Origin of the sequence: Streptomyces sp. TLI_053, assembly GCF_900105395.1 — a bacterium.
Taxonomy (GTDB): Bacteria; Actinomycetota; Actinomycetes; order Streptomycetales; family Streptomycetaceae; genus Kitasatospora.
In genome coordinates this window covers 3417146-3442743 of the sequence record NZ_LT629775.1, presented here as the reverse complement: position 1 = coordinate 3442743, position 25598 = coordinate 3417146, and the positions used below count along the sequence as shown (strand labels likewise).

Here is a 25598-nt window from a genome sequence, read left to right as displayed (position 1 = left end):
CCCCATGATGGTTCGGGTCACAACCCCCCGGTCCAGGAGCAGCCGTGCCACAACCGCAGACGAGAAGTCCAGAGCCGGGCGGACAACTGGACTGGTGGGCCTCGGCACCGGCATCACCACCGGTGCCGGCCCCGACGCACCCGGCACCGCCCGCACCGTCGGCCGGGGCCGACGCCGGGGACGGATCCCCGGACGACGCCAGCACCGAGGTCTACCGCTCCGTGCAGAACAGCCTGGCCTTCCAGCGGATCCGGCACAGCTACCGGTCCTTCGTCTTCCCGGTCAGCGGTGTGTTCCTCGCCTGGTACCTGCTGTACGTCGCCGCCCAGGCCGCGGCCCCCGGGCTGATGCGCGCCCCGGTCGCCGGGCCGGTCAACGTGGCCTGGCTGCTCGGCCTGCTGCAGTTCGCCACGACCTTCCTGCTGACCTGGCTCTACGCCCGCAACGCCCGCACCCAGCGCGACCGGGCCGCCCTGTCGCTCCGCTGGGACACCCAGGACCAGTTGCGATGAGGACCGCCACCCCGCCCCCCGTGGCCCCCGCCGGCGACCACCACGACCTGGCCGTGGTGCTGTTCGCCGTCATCGTCCTGGTCACCCTCGGGATCACCTTCTGGGCCGGCCGCCGCCGAGGCGGCGGCGCCGACGACTTCTACGCCGGCGGCCGCGACTTCACGCCGCTGCAGAACGGCTTCGCACTCTCCGGCGACTACCTCTCCGCCGCCTCCTTCCTCGGCGTCGCCGGGCTGATCGCGCTGTTCGGGTACGACGGCGTGCTCTACAGCATCGGCTTCCTGGTCGCCTGGCTGGTGGTCCTGATGCTGGTCGCCGAGCTGGTCAGGAACGCCGGTCGGTACACCCTGGCCGACGTGCTGGCGCTGCGGCTGCGCCGCCGCAAGGTCCGGGCCGCGGCCGGCGGTGCCAGCGTCGTGGTGACGCTGTTCTACCTGGTCGCCCAGATGGTCGGCGCGGGCAGTCTGGTCGCCCTGCTGCTCGGCACCAACAGTGCCGAGGCCAGGACCTGGACCATCGTGGCGGTGGGCGGTCTGATGATCGTCTACGTCACGGTCGGCGGGATGCGGGCCACCACCTGGATCCAGATCGTCAAGGCGTTCCTGCTGGTCGCCGGCTCGGTACTGCTGACCGTACTGCTGCTGCTGCGCTTCCACGGCGACGTCGCCGAGCTGATGCGGCAGGCGGCCCAGCACAGCGGCGCCGGCCGGCGCTACCTGGAGCCCGGGCTGAAGTACGGCAAGAGCTTCACCAGCCGGCTGGACTTCTTCAGCCTCGGCCTCGCCCTGGTGCTCGGCACCGCGGGCCTGCCGCACATCCTGTCCCGCTTCTACACCGTGCCCACCGCCCGGGCCGCCCGGCGCTCGACGATGTGGGCGATCGGGCTGGTCGGCGGCTTCTACCTGATGGCCATCGCGCTGGGCCTCGGCGCCACCGCGCTGGTCGGTTCCGCGGAGGTCCGGCACGCCAACGCGGCGGGCAACACCGCCGTCCCGCTGCTCGCCCTGGTGCTGGGCGGCGGCAACGGCTCCACCGGTGGGGTGGTGCTGTTCGCGGTGATCTCGGCGATCGCCTTCGCCACCATCCTCGCCGTGGTCGCCGGGCTCACCCTGGCCTCCTCGGCGGCCTTCGCCCACGACATCTGGGCCGGCGCCTGGCGGGGACGCCCGCGCCGCGGCGGCCGCGGGGTGCGGGGGGCGCGCGGCCGACGGGCGCTCGTCCCGGCCTCCCGGCGGGCGCGGGGCGGTACGGAAGCCGCGACCGGAACGGCGGCGGAGCGGACGGAGGACGGGTCGCCGGCCACCACCGAGCGCCAGGAGGTGCTGGTCGCCCGGATCGCGGCGGTCGGGATCGGCGCGGTGGCGATCGTGCTGAGCCTCTTCGCGCAGCAGCTGAACGTCGCCTTCCTGGTCGGCCTGGCCTTCGCCGTGGCCGCCTCCGCCAATCTGCCGGTGCTGCTCTACAGCCTGTTCTGGCGGCGGTTCACCCCGCGCGGAGCGGTCTGGTCGGTGTACGGCGGGCTGATCCCGGCGGTGGTGCTGGTGACCTTCTCGCCGGTCGTGTCCGGTACCAAGGTGGCGCTCTTCCCCGGGGTGGACTTCCACTGGTTCCCGCTGGAGAACCCGGGCCTCGTCTCCATCCCGCTCGGCTTCCTGGCCGGGTGGATCGGCACCCTCACCTCGCCCGAGCCGGCCGATCCGGACCGGTACGCCGAGCTGGAGGTCCGCTCCCTGACCGGGGCCGGGGCCGCCTGACGGCGACGCGGAGGAACGGCCACGACCCCCGGCGGAACTCAGCCGGGGGTCGTGGCCGTTCCTCCGCCTCCCGGACCGGTCAGAGCTCGCGCAGGGAGGTGACCTCCATCCGGGACGGCGTGCCCGCCGCCTTGCCGCAGCTCTCGGGCCGGGCCGGCTCGCTGACGTCCTCGGCCACCTCGACCTCCCAGGACCGGCCGTCCTCGTGCCGGACGCAGACCCGCCAGCGGCCCGTGCCGTCGGCCCGCTGGGTCAGGGTCAGCGCGTCCGCCCGGGTCTCGCCGGTGACCAGCCGCACGGCCTGGTCCGCGGCCTGGCCCGGCCGGTCCCAGCCGGAGCAGCCGCGCGACCACTCCGGCGCCATGTGGCCGGCCGCCGTGGCCGCCAGCACCTCCTTGGCCGACTCGGCGGTCAGCCGCCCGTAGGTGTAGCCGTACGGCAGGACCAGCATCGTGGGGGAGAAGCGGTGGCCGCCCAGGTGCGTCACCTCCCACACCTCGCTGTGCCCGGCGGCGACCAGCTCGGCCGCCAAGGGCCGGCCCAGCAGGGCGCAGCAACGGTCCCGGCGGCCGTTGGTGCACACCAGGGCGATCGGGCCGCCGACGTGGGCGGTGCCGAAGCCGCCGTGCTCGCCGGCGCCCAGCGCGGTGAAGTCCAGGGCGAGCAGTTCGGCCGGGTCCGCGACCTGGCCCCGGCGGACCCAGCCGCGGCCGGGGGTCGGGACGGTGTGCGCCACGACCACCTCGTGCCGGGCGGTCGGCAGGCAGTCCGCGTGCCGGCCGGGGCGGCGGATCAGCGCGACCCGGACGCCGGTTCCCGCGGTCGCGGCGTCCAGCGCGCGGCCGGTCTCCGGGTCCAGGTGGCTCTGGCCGAGCGCCTTGGCCCCCCACGGGCCGGCCTGTTCGACCAGCAGCCAGGTGGTGGCGGTCGCGGCGGTGGCGGCCAGCGGCTCCGACAGTTCACGCGACAGCGTCGCACAGGTGCTCACGGCGGTAAGGCTACCCTTGCCGGTCGTTCGCGGCCCGGCCGACCGCGTCGGTGCGGCGGGCCGGTGCGGGCCGGTCGGGGGCGGGTCGGCCGCCGGTGGCGGGTGCGGGCCGGTGCGGGCGGGTACGGGCGCCGGTGGCCGGGGCGGGAGCCCCGTGCCGCCGGGGCGGGAGCCCGGTGCCGCCGGGAACGCCCGGAGGGGCGCCGACCGACCGGTCGGCGCCCCTCCGGGCGTGACGGGCCGCCCCTAGACGGGGCCGGCCACGGTGCTGATCGGGCTGCTCACCGGGGTGCCGGAGCCGTCCCGGCGCGGGTCGCGCTCCGGCAGGTCGACCGGCGCGCCCTTGGGCCCGGCGGCGCGGGCGGGAGCGGGGCCGGCCCAGGCGAAGGCGAGCGCGTCCTCGCCGCGCAGGAAGCGCTGGCAGCGCACCCCGCCGGTGGCCCGGCCCTTGCGCGGGTACTGCTCGAAGGGGGTGACCTTCCAGCTGGACTGGGCCTCGCCGGTGAGGGTTCCGGCGGCGCCGGCCACCGAGACGACCACCGCGTCGACGGCCGGGTCGACGGCGGTGAAGGAGAGCACCCGGGCGCCGTCGGACAGCTTGACGCCGGCCATGCCGCCGGCCGGACGGCCCTGCGGGCGGACCTGCCCGGCGGGGTAACGCAGCAACTGGGCGTCGGAGGTGATGAAGACGAGGTCCTCCTCGCCGGTGCGCAGCTCGACCGCGCCGATCACCTCGTCGCCCTCCTTGAGCCCGATCACCTCGAACTCGTCCTTGTTGGCGGGCCATTCGGGCACCACCCGCTTGACGACGCCCTGGAGGGTGCCCAGCGCCAGGCCGGGGGAGGACTCGTCCAGCGTGGTCAGCGCGAGCACCCGCTCGTCGTCCTCCAGCCGGAGGAACTCGCCGACGAGCGCGCCGCCGGCCAGCGTCGGCGACGGGGTGGGCGGCAGCGCCGGAAGGTCGATGACCGGCAGCCGCAGGACCCGGCCGGCCGAGGTGACCACACCGATGTCGGCGCGGGCGGTGGTCGGCACCGCGGAGACGATCACGTCGTGCTTGGCGCGCTTCTCCGACACCTCGAACGGCTCGCCGTCGGCGGTGCGGGCGAGCAGGCCGGTGGAGGAGAGCAGCACCCGGCACGGGTCGTCCGCGACCTCCAGCGGAACGGTCAGCGAGGCGGCCGGAGCGGCCCCGGCCTCCAGCAGGACGGTGCGCCGCTCGGTGCCGAACTGCTTGGCGACGGCGCCGAGTTCGCCGGAGACCACGCTGCGCAGCCTGCTGTCGGACTCCAGGATCTCGGTCAGCTCGGCGATCTCCGAGTTGAGCTTGGCCTGCTCCTGCTCCAGCTCGACCCGGTCGAAACGGGTGAGCCGGCGCAGCGGGGTGTCGAGGATGTAGGCGGTCTGCGTCTCGCTCAGCGAGAAGCGCTCGATCAGGCGCTCCTTGGCCTGGGCCGCGTTGTCGCTCGAGCGGATGAGGGCGATGACCTCGTCGATGTCGACCAGGGCGACCAGCAGGCCCTCGACCAGGTGCAGCCGCTCCTGGCGCTTGCGGCGGCGGAAGTCGCTGCGCCGCCGGACCACCTCGAAGCGGTGGTCGACGTAGACCTCCAGCAGCTCCTTGAGGCCGAGGGTGAGCGGCTGGCCGTCGACCAGCGCCACGTTGTTGATGCCGAAGGTCTCCTCCATCGGCGTCAGCTTGTAGAGCTGCTCCAGCAGGGCCTCGGGAACGAAGCCGTTCTTGACCTCGATCACGAGGCGAAGGCCGTGCTCGCGGTCGGTGAGGTCCTTGACGTCCGCGATGCCCTGGAGCTTCTTCGCGTTGACGAGGTCCTTGATCTTGGAGATGACCTTCTCCGGGCCGACGTTGTACGGCAGCTCGGTGACCACGATGCCCTTGCGGCGGGCGCTGACGGCCTCGATGGTCGTGGTGGCGCGGATCTTGAAGGTGCCGCGGCCGGACTCGTAGGCGTCCCTGATGCCGGAGAGGCCGACGATCCGTCCGCCGGTGGGCAGGTCGGGGCCGGGGACGAACCGCATCAGGGTGTCGAGGTCGGCGGCCGGGTGCTTGATCAGGTGCCGGGCGGCGGCGACGACCTCGGAGAGGTTGTGCGGCGGCATGTTGGTGGCCATGCCGACCGCGATCCCGGTGGCGCCGTTGACCAGCAGGTTGGGGAAGGCCGCCGGGAGGGCCAGCGGTTCCTGCTCGCTGCCGTCGTAGTTGGGGCCGAAGTCGACGGTCTCCTCGTGGATCGACTCGACCATCGCCATCGAGGCGGCGGTGAGCCGCGACTCGGTGTAGCGCATCGCGGCCGGCGGGTCGTCGTTGCCGAGCGAGCCGAAGTTGCCGTGGCCGTCGATCAGCGGCAGCCGCATCGAGAACGGCTGGGCCATCCGGACGACCGAGTCGTAGATGGAGGCGTCGCCGTGCGGGTGCAGCCGGCCCATCACCTCGCCGACCAGGCGGGCGCACTTGACGTGGCCGCGCTCCGGGCGCAGGCCCATCTCGTTGGCCTGGTACAGGATGCGGCGGTGCACCGGCTTGAGGCCGTCCCGCGCGTCCGGGAGGGCCCGGGAGTAGATGACGGAGTAGGCGTACTCGAGGAACGAGCCCTGCATCTCGTCCACGACGTCGACGTCGAGGATGCGCTCCTCGAAGTCTCCGGGGGGCGGGGTCTGCGAACTGCGGCGGGCCATCGCGGCGGGGCTCCCTTACGTCTCGCTTGCTTCTCGTCCACGTCTCGTCGGCGCGGTCTCGCCGGGCTGTCGGCGGTGTTGTCAACAGGGCTCGGCGCCCCCATTGTGGACCCTCCCGCCGACAGTCCCGGCCAGCGCCCCTCTTCCGCCCCTGGCGAACGCCCTGTCCGCGCGGACACATCCGCGCCGCTCGCGCGTTGCACCACAATGGGGGACGCCACACGAACACCCCCCGACGTCGACGACGGGAAGGACCCGAGCGCATGGCCAACCCGGCCCCCGCCTCCGAGCAGCGAGGCATCGCCATCACCGAGCACCGCCTGGCCAATGGCCTGCGCGTCGTCCTCTCCGAGGACCACCTGACCCCGGTGGCCGCGGTCTGCCTCTGGTACGACGTGGGCTCCCGGCACGAGGTGAAGGGCCGCACCGGGCTGGCCCACCTGTTCGAGCACCTGATGTTCCAGGGGTCCGCCAACGTGTCCAACAACGGGCACTTCGAGCTCGTCCAGGGCGCCGGCGGCTCGCTCAACGGCACCACGAGCTTCGAGCGCACCAACTACTTCGAGACCATGCCGGCCCACCAGTTGGAGCTCGCGCTCTGGCTGGAGGCGGACCGGATGGGCTCGCTGCTGGCCGCCCTCGACGACGCGTCGATGGAGAACCAGCGCGACGTGGTGAAGAACGAGCGCCGCCAGCGGTACGACAACGTGCCCTACGGGACCGCGTTCGAGCGGCTCACCGCGCTGTCGTTCCCGGACGGCCACCCGTACCACCACACCCCGATCGGCTCGATGGCCGACCTGGACGCGGCCACCCTGGAGGACGCCCGGGCGTTCTTCCGCACGTACTACGCGCCCAACAACGCGGTGCTCTCGGTGGTCGGCGACATCGACCCGGAGCAGACGATCGCCTGGGTGGAGAAGTACTTCGGCAGCATCCCCGCGCACGACGGCAAGCAGCCGCCGCGCGACGGCGCCCTGCCGGAGAGCATCGGCCGGGAGATCCGCGAGCTGATCCGCGAGGACGTGCCCTCCCGCGCGCTGATGGCCGCCTACCGGCTGCCGCACGACGGTACCCGCGAGGCGGACGCCGCCGACCTGGCGCTGACCGTCCTCGGCAGCGGCGAGTCGAGCCGGCTGTACAACCGGCTGGTCCGCCGGGACCGCACCGCCGTCGCCGCGGGCTTCGGCCTGCTGCGGCTGTCCGGCGCGCCGAGCCTGGGCTGGCTGGACGTCAAGACCTCGGGCGACGCCACCGTCGAGCAGATCGAGGCGGCCGTCGACGAGGAGCTGGCCCGGTTCGCGGCCGAGGGCCCGACCGCGGCCGAACTGGAGCGCGCCCAGGCGCAGATCGAGCGCGAGTGGCTGGACCGGCTCACCACGGTGGCCGGCCGCGCCGACGAACTCTGCCGCTACGCCGTGCTGTTCGGCGACCCGAAGCTGCTGAACGACGCCCTGCCGAAGGTCCTCGACATCACCGCCGAGGAGGTGCGGGCCGTCGCCGCGGCCCGGCTGCACCCGCAGAACCGGGCGGTCCTGGTGTACGAGCCGACCACGGCCGAGGACACCGCCGCCGACACCGCTGCCACCGCCGAGACCGACGAGGAGGGCGCCGCCGTATGAGCACCGAGTACGTCCCCGCCATGACCTTCCACCCGCAGCCCCAGCCCGGCACCCCCACCCCGTGGGCGTTCCCGGCGCCGGAGCGTGCCGCGCTCGGCAACGGCATCACGGTGCTGCACTGCCACCGCCCCGGCCAGCAGCTGGTGGCCGTCGACGTGCTGGTCGACGCCCCGCTCGCCGCCGAGCCGGAGGGCCTGGACGGCGTCGCCTCGATCCTGGCCCGGGCGCTCAGCGAGGGCACCGACACGCTGACCGCCGAGGAGTTCGCGGCCGAGCTGGAGCGGGCCGGCGCGACCCTGGACGCGCACGCCGACCACCCGTGCATCCGGGTCTCCCTGGAGGTCCCGGCCTCCCGGCTGGCCCGCGGCCTGGACCTGCTGGCCGCCGCGCTGGGCAGCCCGGCGCTGCCGGAGGACGAGATCGAGCGGCTGGTCGCCAACCGGCTGGACGAGATCGTGCACGAGCAGGCCAACCCGGCCCGGCGGGCCGCCAAGGCGCTGTACGCCTCGCTGTTCGACGCCGCCGACCGGCTCTCCCGCCCGCGCGGCGGCAGCGCCGAGACGGTCAAGACCATCGACCGGGCCGCCGTCCGGGCCTTCTACGAGGGGCACGTGCGTCCCGCCACCACCACGGTGGTGGTGGTCGGCGACCTCACCGGCACCGATCTGCCGGCCCTGCTGGAGTCCACCCTCGGCGCCTGGAAGGGCACCCCGGCTGCGCCCGCCGCGCACGCCCCGGTGACCGGTGACGACACCGGCCGGGTGATCATCGTGGACCGGCCCGGCTCGGTGCAGACCCAGCTGCTGATCGGGCGGATCGGCCCGGACCGGCACGACCCGGCCTGGGCCGCGCAGATCCTCGGCACCTACTGCCTGGGCGGCACCCTCACCTCCCGGCTGGACCGGGTGCTGCGGGAGGAGAAGGGCTACACCTACGGCGTGCGGGCCTTCGCGCAGCCGCTGCGCTCGGCCCCGGACGGCAGCGGGCGCGCCATGCTGGCGATCAGCGGCTCGGTGGACACCGCCTCCACCGCCCCGGCGCTGGCCGACACCTGGACCATCCTGCGCACGCTGGCCGCGGAGGGGCTCACCGACGCGGAGCGCGAGGAGGCGGTGCAGTTCCTGGTCGGCGTGGCGCCGCTGAAGTACGAGACGGCGGGTTCGGTGGCCGGCACCCTGGCCGACCAGGTCGAGCAGCACCTGGCCGACGACTTCCAGGCGGAGGTCTACCGGCAGCTGGCCGAGCTGTCGACCGCCGCCGCCACCGAGGCCGTGGTGAGCGCCTTCCCGCCGGACCGGCTGGTGACGGTACTGGTCGGTGACGCCTCGGCGTTCGCGGACCAGGTGCGCGAGCTGGGCATCGGTGAGGTGACCGTGATCGGGGCCTGACGGTGACCGTGGTCGGGGTCTGATCCCGGCACCCGGTCCGGCAGCGGACCCCGAGGGCCCGGTGGAGCGTCGCGACGCTCCACCGGGCCCTTTCGCGTGCCGACGTTAATTCCCTTGCCGAGGTGGCGCGGTGCGTGGGTAGATGTTCCCGGCAACCGGTGCACACACGGAGAGGAGGCGGTCACCATGCGGGTCGAGCCCTATCGACAGTGCTCCCCGAGACTGTCCTCCCGATGCCCCTTCGCGGTCTGAGCACCGCTCCCGCGTCGGCCGTGCGCCGCCGCCCCCACTGACGTCCCCCGCACCGCGCCGGGTCCTTCGCGCGGCACCCGCCTACGCTTGAACCGTCCGACCCCAGGAGGTCGTTGAACCATGTCGTACACCGAGGTACCCGGCGTCCGGACTCCGATCCGGATGTGGACCGACCCGGCCACCGTCGAGGGCCAGGCCATGCAGCAGCTGCGCAACATCAGTTCGCTGCCCTGGCTGCACGGGCTCGCCGTGATGCCCGACGTCCACCTGGGCAAGGGGGCGACCGTGGGGTCGGTGATCGCCATGCGCGGCGCCGTCTGCCCGGCCGCCGTCGGCGTGGACATCGGCTGCGGGATGAGCGCGGTGAAGACCTCGCTCACCGCGAAGGACCTGCCGGACGACCTGTCGCGGCTGCGTTCGCAGATCGAGCGGACCATCCCGGTCGGGCGAGGTCTGCACTCCGACCCGGTCGACCCGGGCAAGCTGCACGGTGTCCCGACCGGTGGCTGGGACGACTTCTGGCAGCGGTTCGACGGGATCGCGTCCGAGGTGAAGTGGCGTCGGGGCCGGGCGGCCCAGCAGATGGCGACGCTCGGCGGCGGCAACCACTTCATCGAGGTGTGCGTCGACGACACCGGCGCGGTCTGGCTGATGCTGCACTCGGGTTCGCGCAACATCGGCAAGGAGCTGGCGGAGCACCACATGGACGTGGCCCGGTCGCTGCCGCACAACCAGGGCCTGATCGACCGTGACCTCGCGGTGTTCGTCGCGGACACCCCGCAGATGGCCGCGTACCGGCAGGACCTCTTCTGGGCGCAGGAGTACGCCAAGCACAACCGGGCGCTGATGATGGCACTGTTCCAGGGCGTGGTCCGGCGCGAGTTCCCGCGGGCGAAGGTCGCCTTCGACGAGGTGATCAGCTGCCACCACAACTACGTCGCGGAGGAGCGCTACGACGGCGTCGACCTGCTGGTCACCCGCAAGGGTGCGATCCGGGCCGGGGCCGGTGACTACGGGATCATCCCGGGCTCGATGGGCACCGGGTCGTACATCGTGCGCGGGCTGGGCAACGAGGCGTCGTTCAACTCGGCCTCGCACGGCGCCGGCCGGAAGATGAGCCGCACCGCCGCGAAGAAGCGGTTCAGCACCAGCGACCTGGTCGAGCAGACCGCGGGCGTGGAGTGCCGCAAGGACGCCGGGGTGGTGGACGAGATCCCGGGCGCCTACAAGTCGATCGAGAAGGTGATCGAGCAGCAGCGGGACCTCGTCGAGGTCGTGGCGCACCTGAAGCAGGTGGTCTGCGTCAAGGGCTGAGCGCCCTCCGGCGCCCGTCGTTCGAAGCCCCCGGCCCTCGGCCGGGGGCTTTCGCGCGCCCCGACCCGGCGGCTCAGACGCTGTCGCGCCGGGGGTTCAGCCGCCGGTAGCCGGGGTGCACCCCGGCGGTGAGCTGCTGCGCCTCGGCGATCCGGCGCAGCAGTCCGGCCAGGGCGATACGTTCCTGCGGGTCGAGGCCGGTGCAGAGCGCCTCCTCGTGGGCGAGCGCCGCTTCGGCGAGCCCGCGCATCGCCTCCTCGCCCTTGGGTGCGAGGTAGAGGTCCTGGAACCGGCGGTCCTTGGGATTGCGGCGGCGCTCGACCAGTCCGCGTTCCTCGATGGCGTCGATGAAGGCCACGAACCGGCTCGGCGACATGCCGAGCCGCCGCGCGAGTTCCTGCTGGTGCTGGCCGGGAGCCAGGCTGACCGCCCGGAGCAGACCCGCCTGGGCCGGGGTGAGATCCAGCTCGGCGACCCGCCGGGCGAAGGCCTGCGAGGCGTGCTCACCCAACTGGGACAGCAGAAATGCGACTTGGGCTCCCTGCGGTCCCGGATGGGGCGACGGGGCGCGGTCGGGAGATTCGGTCATGGAAACACGATACCAGTGGACAATGATGTCCCCGGGTGAACTATTCTGGACAAGGAACTACCGGCGTCGGTGTCGACCCGTCCGTCGTCGGCCTCCGGACCACCCATCGACCCGTTCTCGACTGGAGTGCCCCTCATGACCACGACATCTGCGGTGCCGGCCGCCTCCGCCCGGCGACAGCAGTCAGGTCCCCCCTTGCTGCTGCCCGCCGTGGCGTTCGCGGCACTGATGGTGGTGTCCATCGTGCTGGCCCGGCAGACCCCGCTGCCCACCGACTCGGCGGCCGACACCCTCGCCTACTACAAGGACCACGCGACCGCCGCCAAGGTGTCCGGGACGCTGCAGTTCGGCGCCTCGGTGCCGCTCGCGGTCTGGGCCGCGATCGTCTACCAGCGGCTGCGCCGCCTGGGCGTCACCGCCCCCGGTCCCGGCATCGCGCTGGTGTCCGGGGTGCTCGCCTCCGGCTCGATGGCGCTGTGCGGCCTCACCGTCTGGGTCGCCTCCCGCTCCGGGGACCTCGGCGACGCCTCGCTGGCCCGCTCGCTGGCCGATCTCACCTTCGCCTCCGGCGGGCCCGGGCACGTGGTGCCGTTCGCCGTGATGCTGGCCGGGGTGGCCGTGCCGATGCTGCTGCTGGGCTTCGGGCCGAAGGGCTTCGCCTGGGCCGGCCTGGTGCTCGCCGGGATCGGCGTGCTGGGCACGCTGGCCCTGCTCTCCACCAGCCTCGGCTTCTTCCTGCCGATCGCCCGCTTCGGCGGCCTGATCTGGCTCATCGCGGCCAGCGTGATCCTGCCCAAGCAGCGTCCGCGCCGCACGGCCGAGGTCGACCCGGCCTGACCGGGTGCCCGGTTGTTCCGACTGCTCCGGCGCGGTGACGGCCCGGACCCCCCGTTGGTGGTGCTCCGGGGGTGGGGCCGTCCCGGTCGGGGGCGGGCGGCGGGGCGCGGCGCCGGGAGGCGCGGCGGACCGGTCGCTACCGAGCGGGCCGCAGGGCTCGTGAGGAAAAGGGAGGGCGGCGCGGCGGTGTCCTGGGGAGGAAGGCCGCCGCGCCGCCTACCGTCGTTCGGCGACCGGAGGGGGGTCGCCGGCCGGCGGTTCGGTGCGTCGGTGCGGGGGTGCGGTGCGGTCCGGGGGCGGACACGCGTGATGCGGACGTGGTGCGGGTGAAAGGGGTCCGCTGGACGGACCCGTGAGTCGTGGGCGGGGGAGCCGCCCGGCTGTCAGGCCGCCGCGAGACGGCGGTCGAGAACGGCGAGAATCAGTTCCTCGACGCGGCGGGCGACCGGATCGCTCTCGCCGCCCGGGCCGGCCAGCAGGTCGAAGGTCTCGAAGCTGGTCAGCATGAACAGCATCTCCACCAGTTCGTCGAGCCCGGCCTCGTCGATCTCGGCGCCCCGGTCGGCGAGCAGCCGGTTCAGGACCACCTGGAGGCCGCCGCGCCGCCGCTCGCTGCGGCTCTGCAGCGCGGTGTCGAGCTCCGGGTCGAGGATCCCCAGACCGCGCAGCCGGCGCAGGGCGACCCGGCCGGAGGCGTAGAAGCCGTTCAGCACGTCGAGCAGCGCGGTGAGCGCCTCGCGGCCGCTGGGGGCCATGAACGCCGCGGGCATCCTGGCCATCCCGCCGCGCTGGGCCAGATCGTCGAAGAGTGCCTCCAGCAGGCCGGTCTTCGAGTCGAACTGGTAGTAGACGGTCATCCGCGCCACTCCGGCGGTCTTGGCGACGGCGTCCATGCTGAACGAGGCCGGGCCCTTCTCCCCGGTGAGCAGCTCGCAGGCCGCCTCCAGAATGCGGGTGCGGGTCTGTTCGGCGGCTACCTGGCGTTGGCCGGCTCGGTACTGGCGTGGGCTCATGGGCTGTTGACGTCTCCTGAGGCGGGTGCTATCACATTCATTGTACACTCAGTCTATATAAAAATACGGGGGCAGGGAACGGTGCGGCGGAGCTCGCCTCCCGCACCCGCCCCCCGCAGAGGACCGGCGCCACTCCCGTCACGACATCCCCCATACTGCGGAGGCCACGATGAGGTACCGCCATGTGAGTGTGCCGAGGCTCGGCGGAGCCGAGGTCCTGAGGCTGTCCAGCGACGAACTCCCGGCACCGGCCGTCGGCCAGGTCCGGGTCCGGGTGCTCGCCGCCGGAGTCTCCTACGGTGACATTCTGCTCCGTGCCGGCGTGATCCCCGGCGGGCCCAAGCGGCCCTTCACCCCCGGATACGACCTGGTGGGGGTGGTGGACCAGGTCGGACCGGGCACCAGGGCGCCCGAACCGGGCACCCGGGTGGTCGCGTTGGTGCGCAGCGGCGGCTACGCGGAGTACGCGCTGGTGGCCGCCAACCGGCTGGTTCCGCTGCCCGAGGGCGTCGACCCGGTGGAGGCCTCGGCGCTCGCGCTGAACTACTTCATCGCCCAGCAGATGCTGCACCGGGTGGCCGAGGTCCGGCAGGGCGGCACCGTCCTGGTGCACGGGGCGTCCGGCGGCGTCGGCACCGCCTTCCTGGAGCTGGCCGCGCTCGCCGGGGTCACCGTCTACGGCACCTGCTCCGCCGCCCGGGCCGACCAGGTGCGGGCGCTCGGCGGCCGCCCGATCGACCGGGACACCGAGGACTTCCGCCGGGTGGTGCGCGGCCTGCCGGGCGGCGCGGTGGACGCGGTGTTCGACCCGGTCGGCGGCCCGCACTTCCTCCGCTCGTACCAGGCGGTGCGGCGCGGCGGCGTGATGGTCGGCTTCGGCCAGAACGCCGCGCTGCGCGGCAACCAGCGGGACCTGCTGACCGGCGCCCAGGGCTTCCTGGGCGGCATCGTGCTGCCGAAGCTGATCCCGGACGGCAGGCGGACGCTGTTCTACAACGCCTGGAGCCTGGAGAAGTCCCACCCGGCCGCGTACCAGCAGGACCTCGCGACCGTGCTGGAACTGCTGCAGAAGGGCCTGGTCAAGCCGCGGGTGGGCCGCACCATGCCGCTGGAGGAGGCGGCGGACGCGCACCGGGCGATGGAGACCGCCGCGATCACCGGGAAGATCGTGCTCGTCCCGGCCGCGGACTGACCGAAGGGGCGCGCCTCCAGGGCACGGGGCGCGCCCGGGTCGCCGTACTCCTGTCCCCGGTCGGGAGGGCGGCGGCCGGGGACGGGGCAGGAAAGGTTCCCAGCGTGTTGGGGATTCCCGACCCATGACGGTGGGACGGCCGGTCCGCAGGATGGCGGTAGCACCGCTTCCCCCGTCGCCGTCCTGCCGGAGGCCCCCCGATGCGTACCGCCCTGCGCCGTGCCCACCGCCGTCTGCTGCTGCGCCGCTGGATGCGGCGGGGCGGCCGCTACCTGGCGGACGGGCTGATCTGGCTCGGTCTGGCGATGGGGGCGATGACCTCGCCCTCCGCCCTGCCGGGGGCGCGGAAGCCGGAGGACGTGCTGCCTCCGGTGGGGGTGCCGGAGTGGCACCCGGAACGGACCTCGGCGCCGGTCGAGCCGCTGAGCCGGCGCGAGGAGGAGCTCTGGGCGCAGCTGCTGGACCGCTGACCGGCCCCCCGGGGGGCCTGCCCCGGGCCTGCCCCGGGCCCGTTCCGCCGTCCGGTCCGGATCCGTGAGCGACCGGCGGGGCCGGCCGTCCGGCCTGGTCCGAACGGCGTGGCCGGGCCGTCCGGTCCGGTCCGAACGGCCCGCCCGGCCCGGGCGGAGGTCTCCTCCGGAGCGGGCGGCTAGCTGCCGAGCCCGGCCCGCCGGGCCCGGACGGCCGCCTCGGCGCGGTCGGCCACCTGGAGCTTGCTGAAGATCCGGGAGAGGTAGTTGCGCACCGTCTTCATCGAGAGCCCGAACTCATTGGCGATGTGCGCGTTGTTGCGGCCGTCGGCCAGCATGGTCAGCACCGCCATCTCCCGGGGGGTCAGGTCGGGGAACGGCTCGCGCTCCGGAGCCGGCCGCCGGACCTGGGCCAGCAGGTGGGCGGCGGCCTCCGGGCCGAACAGCGCCCCGCCCTGGCTGACCGCGGTGATCGCCCGGCGGACGTCGTCCAGACCGGCCCCCTTGACCAGGTAGCCCCGTGCGCCCGCACGGACCGCCGCGACGATGGAGTCGTCGTTGTCGTCGGCCGTCAGCATCACCACCGCCACCCGGGGGTGGCGGGCGAGCAGGGTCCGGGTCGCCTCGATGCCGTCGGTGCCGGGCATGCTGATGTCCATCAGGACGACGTCCGGCGCGAGCCGTTCCACCGCGGAGAGCACGTCGGCCCCGCTGGAGGCCTCGCCCACCACCGTCAGTGAGTCGATCCGGTCGAGGAGTTGGCGCAAACCCGCCCGGAACAGCTCATGGTCGTCGACGACCAGGATGCGGAGGTTTCGAGGTACGGCCGGATCCATGGGGGCTCCTAAGGGGAGGGTGAGGGAACACGGTCAACTCGGTGGGCGCACGGGGTCGCAGGGAAACGGCACGGGTCGGTCGGGCACGGAGGCCGTGGCCGCCGGGGCGGGGGAGAGCGGACGAGGGGCCGGTCAGTCGACCCGGTGGGAGCCGTCGACGAGCGCCGAGTGCGGCAGTCGGACCCGGACCACCGTGCCGTGCGGGGCCCTGGTCCCGATCGAGAAAAAGCCGCCGAGTTCTCTGGTGCGCAGGCACATCGAAGGAAGTCCGATTCCGCCGACCGCATCGCCGGAAATGCCGATCCCATCGTCCTCGATGGAAAGGACGAGGCCTTCCGGGCCGATCGACGCGGAGATCCTGCAGAGCGATGCCCCGGCATGCCGGACGACATTGGCGACAGCCTCGCCGGAGATGTTCTTCAATTCTTTCTGGACACGTGTCGGAAAATCGTCCAGGACGGCCGGGAGCTCGGTGACGACCCGTAGCCGGCCGGCCCCGGCCTCCTCGAAGGCGCGGGCCTGCCGGTGCAGGAACTGGCGCAGTGTGCCGGTGCCGGCGACGGTCCGGGGCTCGGAGGTGTCGAGGTCCCGGATCACCTGCCGGACGTCCGCGATCGCGGTGCTGACATCCTCCCGGGCCTGGGCCAGGAGGGCCGGGGCCTGGTCGGCGTCGCCGGTCAGGTCGAGGCCGGCGAGTTCCATGCGCATGTGCAGGGCGGCCAGCCTGGGGGCCAGGGAGTCGTGCAACTCCCTGCGGACACGGCGGCGTTCGTCGAGTCGGGCGGCGGCCGCCGGACAGTCGGACTCCGCTTCGTCGACCGGCGTGCCGGCCGGCCGGGGGCGTGGCTGAGCCGGTGGCAGGCCGGCTGCGCCGAGGCCGGTGACCAGCCCGAGCAGGGTGTTCACCAGCCGACCGATCCGGTCGGAGGTGTTCCGTTCACCGCGCGTAGCGAGCGCTCCGACGCCGCTCGCGGCCAGGTTGGTCGGTCTTCGGTCGGCCCTGCCGGAGGATTTTAGTATCTGGTCCAGCATGGTTCCTGAGATCCCCCCGTCGCTCGCGTCTTACCCACTGTGCACGGGCGTTCCTGGCGCGGGGAAATGGAATTCCTAGGGCATGTCCGAAAACAGGCACGGCGGACCTCGGAGTACCGGTCCGTCGTTCGTTTCCATGCCGTGATCCCAATCCACCCGGGACAAGACCTTAGGGGCGTGGTTGCGCAGGGCGCAAGGGTGGGAGGGGCGGGTGGGGGAGGGGGCGGTGACGGATTCGGACACTTGGTTGCACCCATGTGAGTGAGCACTTACCCTCATGGAGTCGGGCCACGAGCGAGACCGGCGAACGAGGCGCACGGCGCCCCGCCGGCCGTCCCCCGGAGAGCCGAGGAGGCGACCCCATGGGCACATCCCGCACCACCGATCTGACCGTTGATCAGATCGTCGAGATCTACCGCACGATGAGTGTGATCCGGGCCTTCGAGGACCGTCTGCACGGACTGGCGAAGAGCCTCCCCGGCGCGGTCCACCTCTACAGCGGGCAGGAGGCCGTCGCAGCCGGTGTCTGCGCGGCCCTCGCCCCGGACGACTACCTCGCCAGCACCCACCGCGGTCACGGTCACGCGATCGCCAAGGGCTGCGACGTCGAGGCGATGATGAAGGAGTTGCACGGCCGCCCGGACGGGATCTGCGGCGGCAAGGGCGGCTCGATGCACATCGCGGACTTCGACCGCGGCATGCTCGGCGCCAACGGCCTGGCTGGCGGCGGTGTCCCGCTCGCCTGCGGGGCCGCACTGACGGCGCGTCAGCAGGGCACCGGCCAGGTGTCGGTGGCCTTCACCGGCGACGGCGGCGCCAACCAGGGCGCCGTCCTGGAGAGCCTGGTGCTGGCCCGGATGCTCGACCTGCCGGTGATCTTCGCGATCGAGAACAACGGCTACGCCCAGGCGACCCCGGCCGCCGCGCACTTCTCCGGCACCGACATGGCCCAGCGCGCGGCCGGCTTCGGGATCCCCGGGGCGGTGGTGGACGGCTACGACGTGATCGCCGTGCACGCCGCCACCGCCGAGGCGGTGCGGCGCGCCCGGGCCGGCGAGGGCCCGACCGTGCTGGAGTTCCGGGCCGAGCGCTTCCACGGCCACATGGAGCTCTGGGACGACCAGTCCTACCGGCCGGACGCCGACCCGGAGCGGCTGCGCACCGAGTCCGACCCGCTGCTGCTGCTCCGCTCCCGGATCGCCGACGGCAGCGTCGCCGGACCCGCCGCCTTCGAGCTGGACCGGATCGACCGGGACGCGACCGCTCTGGTCGAGGCCGCCGTCACGGCCGCCTCGGAGCCCTTCACGGCCGACCCGCGCACCCTGCTCGACCACGTCTACACCCGCTGACCCGCTCCGAGGAGGGAGTCCCATGCGCACGATCACCTACCAGCAGGCCATCGGCGAGGCGCTGGCGCAGCAGATGCGCTTCGATCGCTCGGTGGTCCTGATGGGCGAGGACAGCACCAACGCCTGGGGCCCGACCAAGGGCCTCCACCTGGAGTTCCCGGACCGGGTGCTCGACATGCCGATCACCGAGGCGGCCTTCGTCGGTGCCGCGGTCGGCGCCGCCGCGACCGGGCTGCGGCCGGTGGTCGACCTGCTGTTCGTCGACTTCGCCACCGTCGCCTTCGACCAGATCGCCAACCAGGCCGCCAAGCTGCGCTACATGGCCGGCGGCCGGATCTCGGTGCCGCTGGTGCTGCGCGCGATGTGGGGCACCGGCCTGCGCCGCGGCGCCCAGCACTCGCAGGCGCTGCACCCGCTCTTCGTCCACCTGCCCGGCCTCAAGGTGGTCGCGCCGTCCAACGCGTACGACGCCAAGGGGCTGATGGCGCAGGCGCTGGTGGACGACGACCCGGTGCTGTTCCTGGAGCACAAGATGCTCTACTTCGTGCCCGGCGGCGTGCCCGAGGAGCCGTACGCGATCCCCTTCGGCTCGGCCAAGGTGGTCCGGCCCGGCACCGACTGCACGGTGGTCGCGATCGGCCGGATGGTGTCGGTCGCGCTCGCCGCGGCCGAGCAACTGGCCGCCGAGGGCGTGCAGATCGAGGTGATCGACCCCCGGACGCTGTCGCCGCTGGACACCTCGACCATCTACGGCAGCGTCGAGCGGACCGGCCGGCTGGTCGTGGTGGACGAGGCGCACCCGCGCTGCAGTCTGGCCACCGACATCGCCGCCCAGGTCGCGCAGGACCGTTTCGCCGCCCTGCGCGGGCCGGTCAGGATGGTCACCGGGCCGCACGCGCCGGTGCCGTTCAGCCCCGAGCTGGAGGACGCCTTCGCCCCCGGCCCGGACCAGGTGGCCGCCGCCGTGCGCGCCACCGGCCTGGTGAAGGACGCGGCCGTACAGCCGCGCTGACGATCGATCAGTTTCCGTACCGCTGTGCTGCCGGGCCCCGGACGAGGGCCCGCCGACCGAGGAGGAACCGAGTGACGTCCCAACCGTTCGTGAAGCAGCCCGACGAGGGCCGCGCCATCTGGCACGTGGGCGCGCTGCTCCAGTTCAAGGCGACCGGCGCCGAGACCAACGGGCAGTTCTGGCTCGCCGAGCAGCTCTCCCCGGCGGGTTACGCCTCGCCGGTCCACCTGCACACCCGCGAGGACGAGTTCTTCATCGTCCAGGAGGGTGAGATGGTGCTGCGGATCGGCGACGACGAGCACAAGGTCGGTCCGGGCGCCACGGTCTTCGCGCCGCGCGGCATCGCGCACCAGTACCGGGTGGAGACCGAGGGCACCCGCTTCCTGGTGCTGGGCACCCCGGCCGGCTTCGAGGAGTGGTTCTTCAGGACCGGCGAGCCGGCCACCAGCCTCGAGCTGCCGCCGCCGCTCCAGGGCCCGCCGGACTTCGCCCGGCTGCTCGGCGAGCTGGCGCCGCTCGGGGTGCAGCTGGTCGGGCCGCCGCCCGGCGTCGGCGGGCCCGCCGGGCCGCCCCGCTGAGCGGAGCCACCGCTGAAGCATGTCTCGCCGGCCCCGGCGCCCCTCGTGGGCGGCGGGGCCGGCGCGCCGTTCGGGGCGCCCGGCGAAATCGGTGAGCGGGTACTCACCTGCACGCTATCCTTCGGGTGCCCCTCCGCAGCCGCGGCCCGCTCGGAAGCCGGCCGCCCCGTCCCTTCGGAGCCTTCATGAGTATGCGCGAGCAGATCGTCGACGCCGCCGAGCGGGTGATCCGTGACCTCGGCATGGCCCGCTGCACCACCAAGGAGATCGCCGAGGTGGCGGGCTGTTCCGAGGGCACCATCTACCGGCACTTCCGGAGCAAGGAGGACGTCTTCCTGGCCGTCCTCGCCGAGCGGCTGCCGGGCCTGCTGCCGGTGCTGCGGGCGCTGCCGGAGGAGATCGGCAGCGAGGGCGAGGTGCGGGCGTCCCTCCAGCAGGTGGCGGAGGAGGCGCTCGCGTTCTACCGCGCGTCGATGCCGATGCTGCTGTCCGTCTTCGCCGAGCCCAAGCTGCTCGACCGCCACCGGGAGTGGATGCAGGCCAACAACGCCGGGCCGCACCGGGCCGTCGAGCTGCTGGCCGACTACCTGCGCCGGGCCCAGCGGGCCGATCTGGTCAGCGGGGACGCGGATCCGGTGGCGGCGTCCCAGCTCCTGCTGGGCGCCTGCTACCTGGCCGCCTACGGGGGCGTGTTCGCCGCCCCGGGCACCGGGTCGGAGCCGCTGCGGGAGGCGGAGGCCTTCGTCCGGCAGCTCTGGCGGACGCTGGCCCCGGCCGCCCGGTCGGCGCCGGCGCCGGCGCGGGGGCGTGCCAAGGCCCGCTGAACCACCGGAGTGCGGAACGGCCCGTCGCCCGGCGAGAACCGCCGCGCGACGGGCTTCCGCATGCCCGGGCCCGTCACCGCCCGAGGACCGTCGCCTCCCGGGGACCGTCGCCGCCCGGACCCGCCCGGAAGCGTGGACCCGGGACAACGGGGAGGGGCGGACGGCCCGCGGCCGTCCGCCCCTCCCCGTGCCCCCGCGGTGCTCAGCCCTGGAGGCCCAGCACCTGGGCCGCCGCCTCGACCTGGCCGAGGTCCCCGGCACAGGGCATCAGCAACAGCTCGTCGCAGCCCGACTCGGCGTACTTGCCGACCAGTCCGCGCAGCTTGCCGGGGTTGTCGGCCGCGCCGCGCAGGATGTGCTCGACGAACGGCCCGGCGTCGCGGTAGTACGACCGCAGGTAGCCCTCGGTGTGCTTGGTGCCGTCCGCGCCGAGCGCGAAGTAGGCGAGCGCCACCAGCCGGGGCGCCCCTTCCCGGCCCTCGGCCGCCCACTGCTCGCGCAGCGCCTGGGCGCCCTGCGCGAACATGATCGGTCCGGTGCCGCCGCCGATCCACCCGTCGCCCAGCCGGGCCGCCCGGGCCAGCGCGGCCGGGGAGTGCCCGCCGAGGATCAGCTCCGGCCCGTTCGGCCGGATCGGAGCCGGTCCGACCGAGGGCTCCCGGCCGGACTGCGCGTCGGCCCAGTGCCGCCGCAGCTCGGCCACCTGGGTGCCGGTCCGGGCACCGCGGCCGGCCTTCTCCACCTGGCCGACCTCGAAGTCGTCCGGACGCGAGCCGACCGCCATGCCGAGGGTGAGCCGGCCGCCGGAGAGCCGGTCCACGGTGGCCGCCTGCTTGGCCAGCAGCGCGGTGTTGTTGCGCAGCGGGGAGATCAGGATGCTGGTCGCCAGGCCGATCCGCTCGGTCACCGCGGCGGCCGCGGCCAGCGTGGTGAGCGGTTCCCAACTGGTGTGCACCAGACGGTCGATGGTGCCGAGAGTGGAGTAGCCGGCCTGTTCGGCGAGCCGGGCCCAGGCGACCACGTCGGCGCCGGCCGCACCGGCCAGCGAGGTGGGGAGTCCGATTCCGATCTTCATCGGGTTCACTCGCCTTCGAGCGGCTGGTCGTGGCGGCGGGAGAGCACGTTCTCCATCGAGGCCAGCCGGAAGAACGCCTGCGCGCCCTCGCGGCTGGTCATGTCGCGCGGGACGGCGAGGTGCTTCTCCAGCTCGCGCTCGAACTCGCGGACGGCGGGCTGCTGGCTCATGTGCGCGGCGACCAGCGGCAGCGGGCCCTCGATCTCGATCACCCGGACGGCCAGTTCCTTGCCGACGAAGGCCTGGGTGCCGAGGAGCTTGCCGACCACGGTGCCGTCGGGGCTCTTGACGTCGAAGTCCGGGCGGCCGCTCTTGCGGAACAGGTCCTTGACGATGTCCTCGCTGCCCGGAAGCAGCGGGTAGTACAGCGCGTGCCACGTGCTCATGGTCGTCTCCTGGGTTCTCCGGGCCGGGCTCGGCCCGTCGGTGGGTGTGGGGCGGTGCGGGCGGGGTCTCACTGGCTGGTGGTGACGCCGCCGTCCACGTACAGCACCTGGCCGCTGATGAAGCCGGCCCGCGGCGAGGCGAGGAAGGTGACCGCGTCGGCCACCTCGTGCAGTTCGGCGGTGCGGCCGAGCGGGATCCGGCCGAGCACCATCCGCATGAACTCCGGGTTGCTCGCGTTCTCCTGGACGAAGTCGGTGCGGACGAAGCCGGGGGCGACCGCGTTGACCGCGATCCCGTGCCGGCCCCATTCCGAGGCCAGCTGCTTGACCAGCAGGTCCAGGCCGGCCTTGCTGGCGCCGTACGCGCTGAAGCCGCGCCGGGCGCCGAACTTGCCGCGCACCGAGGAGAGATGGACGATCCGGCCACCGCCGGCCGCGATCATCGCCCGGCCGACCGACTGGGAGAGCCAGAAGGCGCCCAGCAGGTTGGTGTCGACGATGGTGCGCCAGTCCTCCTCGGAGATGTCCTCGGCGCCGACGGTGACCAGCGCGCTGGCGCAGTTCACCAGGACGTCGACGCCGCCCCAGTCGGCGGTCACGGCCGCCACCAGCCGGTCCACGTCGGCGCGGTCGGCGACGTCCACGGCGTGCGGCACCACGGTGCCGCCGCGGGCGGCCAGCGGCGCGAGCCGTTCGGCGGTCTCCTCGGCCTTCTTCAGCGAACGGCCGGCCACCGCGACCCGGGCGCCCTGGGCGGCGAGGTCCTCGGCGACGGCGGCACCGATGCTGCCGTAGCCGCCGACCAGCAGGACCCGGCTGCCGAGGAACTCCCGGTCGGCGGGGACGCGTTCGGGCGCGGGCCGGGGCGGGGCGGCGAAGCCGGGGGGCGGTCCGCCGACGCCCGGCGGGGGTCCGCCGACGCCGGGGGGCGGTCCGCCGAATCCGGGCGGGGGGCCTCCGAATCCCGGCGGAGGTCCGCCGGGGCCCGGAGGCGGCCCGCCCGCCCCCGGGGTGGCCCGCCGAAGCCAGGGGGCGGTCCGCCGCCCGGGCGTCCGCCGGGCGGCCCGGACGGTGGGGTCGGTGCGGCTGCCGTCATGACAGCACCTCCCTGTCGCGTGTCGGTGGTGCGGGGAATCCGACGGGGCGTCGGATCGGGGGACGCCGGGGGTGGTGATGAGTCCGGGCCCGGTGCTGTCCGGGTCCGCTCGGCCGGCGTCGGGTCCGGTCCCGCCCGGTGCGGGCGGGACCGGGTTCAGGTGGCGTCGGGTGCGCCGGGCAGGCCGAACAGCCCGGCGGCGTTGTCGTGCCGGATCCGCGCGACGTCGGCCGGATCCAGGCCGAGCCCGTTCAGCCGGTTCAGCGAGGCGTCCAGCGGCGCGCTCATCGGCGGGGAGTCGGTGCCGAACATGACGTTGCCGGCCCCGAAGGCGTCGACGGCGGCGGCCACGGCCCGCAGGCTCGGGGTCGCGGTGTCGACGTAGACCCGGCGCAGGGCCTCGGCCAGCGGCGGCACGGCGGGCCCGGCCGGCGCGGCGCCCGGTCCCCCCGGTCCACCGGACCCCGGTCCGCCCGGTCCCCCCGGTCCACCGGGCCCACCGGTCCCCGGTCCGCCGGGACCGCCCGGGCCACCGGCACCGGGACCGCCGACCCCCGGCGGAGGCCCGCCGGGAACGCCGGCCGGAGGCCCGCCGGGCGGCCCGCCCGGGGCCCCGCCCGGCCGGCCGAAGGTGACCGGCATCCGCCGGGCCAGCTCCAGCCGCTCCAGCAGCAGCGGCAGCCCGCCGCCGCAGACCGGGGCGACGATCCGCAGGTCCGGGTACTTCTCCAGCCACCCGGCGAACAGCACCGCGGCCGTCCCCAGCGTGACGTCGCACGGCCGGGCGATCTGCTCGACCAGCCGCAGGTCGTCGAGCTCCCCGGCCCCGGCCGGTTCGGCCGGCGGGTGCAGCATCACCGGGGTGCGGTACTGCGCGGCCATCGCGAAGAAGGCGTCGGCCTGCGGGGTGTCCAGGAACCGGCCCTCGATGCTGGAGTTGACCATCAGCCCGACGAATTCGTCCTGCTCCAACCGCTTCGCGGCGGCGGCGAGTTCGGCGTCGGATCCGAGCGGGTTGGTGTAGACGTAGCCGCGCAGTGCCGCGGGCCGGGCCCGGACCTGCTCGCCCAGCCAGTCGTGGAAGCGTTCGAGGGTGTCCAGCGGCTGGCGGTAGTTGTCCAGCCCGGGCGTGCGCACCATGGTGCCCGCGCCGACGGGACTGCCGACCAGGGACATGGTGATCCCGGCCGCCGCCTTGAGCTCCACCATGCCGTCGACGTCGACGAGGCTCGGCGGCATGGGGAAGCGGCGGAAGAGTTCGGGCGACGTGATGTGGCCGTGCACATCGATCGTCATCGGCTCGGCACCTCCTGGGATGTCCGCCGGCCGGTCGGCGCGGCGGGGTGGTCGCGGGCCCTGGGCGCTCAGTGAGTGAGTGCCCGCTCGCACCGTAGGGTGCGTCCGGTGGGCGCGTCAACACGGCCCGGAATCCGGGAGGTTGGTGCAACGAACCGGCTGGGCGGACGGCCCGGAACGGCCGGGACGCGGTCCGTGACGGCCGGGGCGACGTCCCAGCCCGGTGGAGACGGATGCCTCCTGACACTGGGACCACCCGGCGGCAAGGATGAGGCGGCGGGGCAGCCCCGGGGGCCGAGATGCCCCGGCCCCCGGGGTCCCGTGTCTCTCGCATCGGGCGACCCCGCCCCGGTCTGCCGCATCGACGCGGCGGACATTCCGCGATCCCGGATCGATTCGAGGAATCGATATGAAGGACATGAAGGATAATTCGGACGTCTGGTTGGTTACCTCGTCCAGCGTTCAGCTCGGCACGCTCTGGATCATGAAGACCTCGATCCTGCCGATGCTCAACTCCCTGCCCTACGACCGGTACGTCAACACCTGCCAGCTGATCGACATGCACGTGTTCCACCCGATCGCCTTCTGGAACGGCCTGGCCACCGCCGCTGTCGGCGCCACCAAGGCCGTCCGGTCGGAGAGCAAGGTGGCCAAGGTGCTGTACGCGGCCGGCACCGTCGGCATGGCGACCGTCGCGGTCGCCTCCGAGGGCGTCAACCGGCCGATCTGGCGCCAGATCGAGCGCTGGAGCCCGTACCGCGACACCGATGCCGCGTGGCGCGGCAAGCGCCGCCGCTGGCACCTGGCGCACGAGACCCGGACCATGGGCGCGATCGGCGCGGCGGCCTGCTTCGTGCTCGCCTCGCTCATCTGACCGGCCCGCTCCCCGCACCTCGCGCTGCGGCGCGCACCGGCCGGCTCCCGGAGCCTCCCCGTTTCCCGGGCCGGCCGTCGCCCCACGCCCACCCGGACCGCCCTCGGCCGTGTTTCGGCCGGGGTCGTCCGCCGAGCAAAGGACTGTCATGACCTCGTCCAGCGAGAGCGTGGTGGAGGCCAACAAGGCCCTCATCCGCAACCTGACCGAGCGGGCGTTCAACGACGGCGACCTCTCCGCCATCGGTGACCGCTTCGCCGAGGACTACGTGGTGCACGCCCCCGGCCTGCCCCCGATGCCCCCCGGCCCGGACTCCTTCCGGGAGGCCGTGCTGCTCTGGCGCAACGCCTTCCCGGACGTCCACGTGACCGTGGAGGACGTGGCCGGCGACGGTGACCGGGTCTACGCCCGGTTCACCACCCGCGGCACCCACCAGGGGCAGCTGTTCGACATCCCGCCGACCGGCAAGCCGGTCACCGTGCACGAGATGTCCTGCCACCGGATCGTCGACGGCCGCGTCGTCGAGTCCTGGATCGGCGACAACGTGCCCCGGATCCTGCTCGACATCGGCGCCATCCAGCCGGTCGGCCGCCCGCAGCACTGAAGCCGCGG

Annotated in this window: 24 protein-coding genes; 14 read left to right on the top strand and 10 right to left on the bottom strand. The window is 73.8% G+C overall.

Annotated elements, in window-relative coordinates:
- The first annotated feature begins 122 nt into the window (after positions 1 to 122).
- Together BLU95_RS13640 and BLU95_RS13635 are read left to right on the top strand one after the other, a co-directional pair.
- Positions 123 to 512: a DUF485 domain-containing protein gene (locus BLU95_RS13640; protein ID WP_231978556.1), complete on the top strand. Its 390-nt coding sequence runs from the start codon at positions 123 to 125 to the stop codon at positions 510 to 512.
- Positions 509 to 2266 (top strand): solute symporter family protein, encoded by a 1758-nt coding sequence (locus BLU95_RS13635; protein WP_093860252.1) that lies wholly within the window; start codon positions 509 to 511, stop codon positions 2264 to 2266. The genes BLU95_RS13640 and BLU95_RS13635 overlap by 4 nt, the downstream gene beginning before the upstream one ends.
- A 79-nt stretch (positions 2267 to 2345) precedes the next feature.
- Here BLU95_RS13635 and BLU95_RS13630 read toward each other — a convergent pair whose 3' ends face one another.
- Entirely contained in the window at positions 2346 to 3254 is a 909-nt protein-coding gene (locus BLU95_RS13630) for a ferredoxin family protein (RefSeq protein WP_093860251.1), read from the bottom strand.
- 246 nt (positions 3255 to 3500) lie between these two features.
- Positions 3501 to 5951, bottom strand: coding sequence for a DNA gyrase/topoisomerase IV subunit A (locus tag BLU95_RS13625; protein ID WP_093860250.1), 2451 nt, complete (start codon positions 5949 to 5951; stop codon positions 3501 to 3503).
- A 263-nt stretch (positions 5952 to 6214) separates the two neighbouring features.
- On the opposite strand from BLU95_RS13625, the gene BLU95_RS13620 reads away from it, so the two are divergent.
- From BLU95_RS13620 to BLU95_RS13610, 3 genes are all read left to right on the top strand, one after another.
- A complete protein-coding gene (locus BLU95_RS13620) occupies positions 6215 to 7573 on the top strand; it encodes a M16 family metallopeptidase (protein WP_093860249.1) in 1359 nt (452 codons plus the stop codon).
- Positions 7574 to 7593: 20 nt separating this feature from the next.
- Positions 7594 to 8961, top strand: a complete 1368-nt coding sequence (locus tag BLU95_RS13615; RefSeq protein WP_093864861.1) for a M16 family metallopeptidase — start codon at positions 7594 to 7596, stop codon at positions 8959 to 8961.
- 372 nt (positions 8962 to 9333) lie between these two features.
- Complete coding sequence (locus BLU95_RS13610) at positions 9334 to 10527, top strand: RtcB family protein (RefSeq protein ID WP_093860248.1); 1194 nt, start codon at positions 9334 to 9336, stop codon at positions 10525 to 10527.
- A 73-nt stretch (positions 10528 to 10600) separates the two neighbouring features.
- Here BLU95_RS13610 and BLU95_RS13605 read toward each other — a convergent pair whose 3' ends face one another.
- Positions 10601 to 11038, bottom strand: a complete 438-nt coding sequence (locus BLU95_RS13605; RefSeq protein WP_231978555.1) for a MarR family winged helix-turn-helix transcriptional regulator — start codon at positions 11036 to 11038, stop codon at positions 10601 to 10603.
- Positions 11039 to 11251: 213 nt separating this feature from the next.
- Here BLU95_RS13605 and BLU95_RS13600 point away from each other — a divergent pair, with 213 nt between their 5' ends.
- Positions 11252 to 11953, top strand: coding sequence for a DUF4386 domain-containing protein (locus tag BLU95_RS13600; protein ID WP_093860247.1), 702 nt, complete (start codon positions 11252 to 11254; stop codon positions 11951 to 11953).
- A 383-nt stretch (positions 11954 to 12336) separates the two neighbouring features.
- Here BLU95_RS13600 and BLU95_RS13595 read toward each other — a convergent pair whose 3' ends face one another.
- On the bottom strand, positions 12337 to 12966 hold the full coding sequence (locus BLU95_RS13595) for a TetR/AcrR family transcriptional regulator (RefSeq protein ID WP_093860246.1): 630 nt from the start codon (positions 12964 to 12966) through the stop codon (positions 12337 to 12339).
- Between the two features lie 169 nt (positions 12967 to 13135).
- On the opposite strand from BLU95_RS13595, the gene BLU95_RS13590 reads away from it, so the two are divergent.
- A complete protein-coding gene (locus tag BLU95_RS13590; protein ID WP_093860245.1) occupies positions 13136 to 14158 on the top strand; it encodes a medium chain dehydrogenase/reductase family protein in 1023 nt (340 codons plus the stop codon).
- A gap of 200 nt (positions 14159 to 14358) precedes the next feature.
- Entirely contained in the window at positions 14359 to 14628 is a 270-nt protein-coding gene (locus tag BLU95_RS13585; RefSeq protein WP_093860244.1) for a DUF6059 family protein, read from the top strand.
- Between the two features lie 179 nt (positions 14629 to 14807).
- Here the strand turns inward: BLU95_RS13585 and BLU95_RS13580 are convergent, their stop codons facing one another.
- Together BLU95_RS13580 and BLU95_RS13575 are read right to left on the bottom strand one after the other, a co-directional pair.
- Positions 14808 to 15464: a response regulator gene (locus BLU95_RS13580; protein WP_030396604.1), complete on the bottom strand. Its 657-nt coding sequence runs from the start codon at positions 15462 to 15464 to the stop codon at positions 14808 to 14810.
- 132 nt (positions 15465 to 15596) lie between these two features.
- Entirely contained in the window at positions 15597 to 16496 is a 900-nt protein-coding gene (locus tag BLU95_RS13575; protein ID WP_093860243.1) for a sensor histidine kinase, read from the bottom strand.
- A gap of 362 nt (positions 16497 to 16858) precedes the next feature.
- On the opposite strand from BLU95_RS13575, the gene BLU95_RS13570 reads away from it, so the two are divergent.
- The 4 genes from BLU95_RS13570 (at position 16859) to BLU95_RS13555 (ending at position 20259) form a co-directional block, all read left to right on the top strand.
- Entirely contained in the window at positions 16859 to 17845 is a 987-nt protein-coding gene (locus tag BLU95_RS13570) for a thiamine pyrophosphate-dependent dehydrogenase E1 component subunit alpha (RefSeq protein WP_197698758.1), read from the top strand.
- 22 nt (positions 17846 to 17867) lie between these two features.
- Positions 17868 to 18857 (top strand): alpha-ketoacid dehydrogenase subunit beta, encoded by a 990-nt coding sequence (locus BLU95_RS13565; protein ID WP_093860242.1) that lies wholly within the window; start codon positions 17868 to 17870, stop codon positions 18855 to 18857.
- A 71-nt stretch (positions 18858 to 18928) separates the two neighbouring features.
- Entirely contained in the window at positions 18929 to 19435 is a 507-nt protein-coding gene (locus BLU95_RS13560; protein ID WP_231978554.1) for a quercetin 2,3-dioxygenase, read from the top strand.
- Positions 19436 to 19620: 185 nt separating this feature from the next.
- Positions 19621 to 20259, top strand: a complete 639-nt coding sequence (locus tag BLU95_RS13555; RefSeq protein WP_093860241.1) for a TetR/AcrR family transcriptional regulator — start codon at positions 19621 to 19623, stop codon at positions 20257 to 20259.
- 202 nt (positions 20260 to 20461) lie between these two features.
- On the opposite strand, the gene BLU95_RS13550 is transcribed toward BLU95_RS13555, so the two are convergent.
- The 4 genes from BLU95_RS13550 to BLU95_RS13535 all read right to left on the bottom strand — a co-directional run bounded on the left by BLU95_RS13550 (position 20462) and on the right by BLU95_RS13535 (position 24112).
- Positions 20462 to 21334, bottom strand: a complete 873-nt coding sequence (locus BLU95_RS13550) for an LLM class flavin-dependent oxidoreductase (RefSeq protein ID WP_093864858.1) — start codon at positions 21332 to 21334, stop codon at positions 20462 to 20464.
- A gap of 5 nt (positions 21335 to 21339) precedes the next feature.
- The gene (locus tag BLU95_RS13545; protein ID WP_030396597.1) at positions 21340 to 21720 is read right to left on the bottom strand and encodes a SchA/CurD-like domain-containing protein; all 381 of its coding nucleotides are present in this window, start codon (positions 21718 to 21720) and stop codon (positions 21340 to 21342) included.
- A gap of 68 nt (positions 21721 to 21788) precedes the next feature.
- Positions 21789 to 22526 (bottom strand): SDR family NAD(P)-dependent oxidoreductase, encoded by a 738-nt coding sequence (locus BLU95_RS13540; protein ID WP_286158648.1) that lies wholly within the window; start codon positions 22524 to 22526, stop codon positions 21789 to 21791.
- Between the two features lie 446 nt (positions 22527 to 22972).
- Positions 22973 to 24112, bottom strand: a complete 1140-nt coding sequence (locus BLU95_RS13535; protein WP_093860240.1) for an amidohydrolase family protein — start codon at positions 24110 to 24112, stop codon at positions 22973 to 22975.
- A 409-nt stretch (positions 24113 to 24521) separates the two neighbouring features.
- Here BLU95_RS13535 and BLU95_RS13530 point away from each other — a divergent pair, with 409 nt between their 5' ends.
- Positions 24522 to 24986, top strand: a complete 465-nt coding sequence (locus tag BLU95_RS13530) for an anthrone oxygenase family protein (RefSeq protein ID WP_231978553.1) — start codon at positions 24522 to 24524, stop codon at positions 24984 to 24986.
- 148 nt (positions 24987 to 25134) lie between these two features.
- Entirely contained in the window at positions 25135 to 25590 is a 456-nt protein-coding gene (locus BLU95_RS13525) for an ester cyclase (protein WP_030301382.1), read from the top strand.
- The last annotated feature ends 8 nt before the right edge of the window (positions 25591 to 25598 follow it).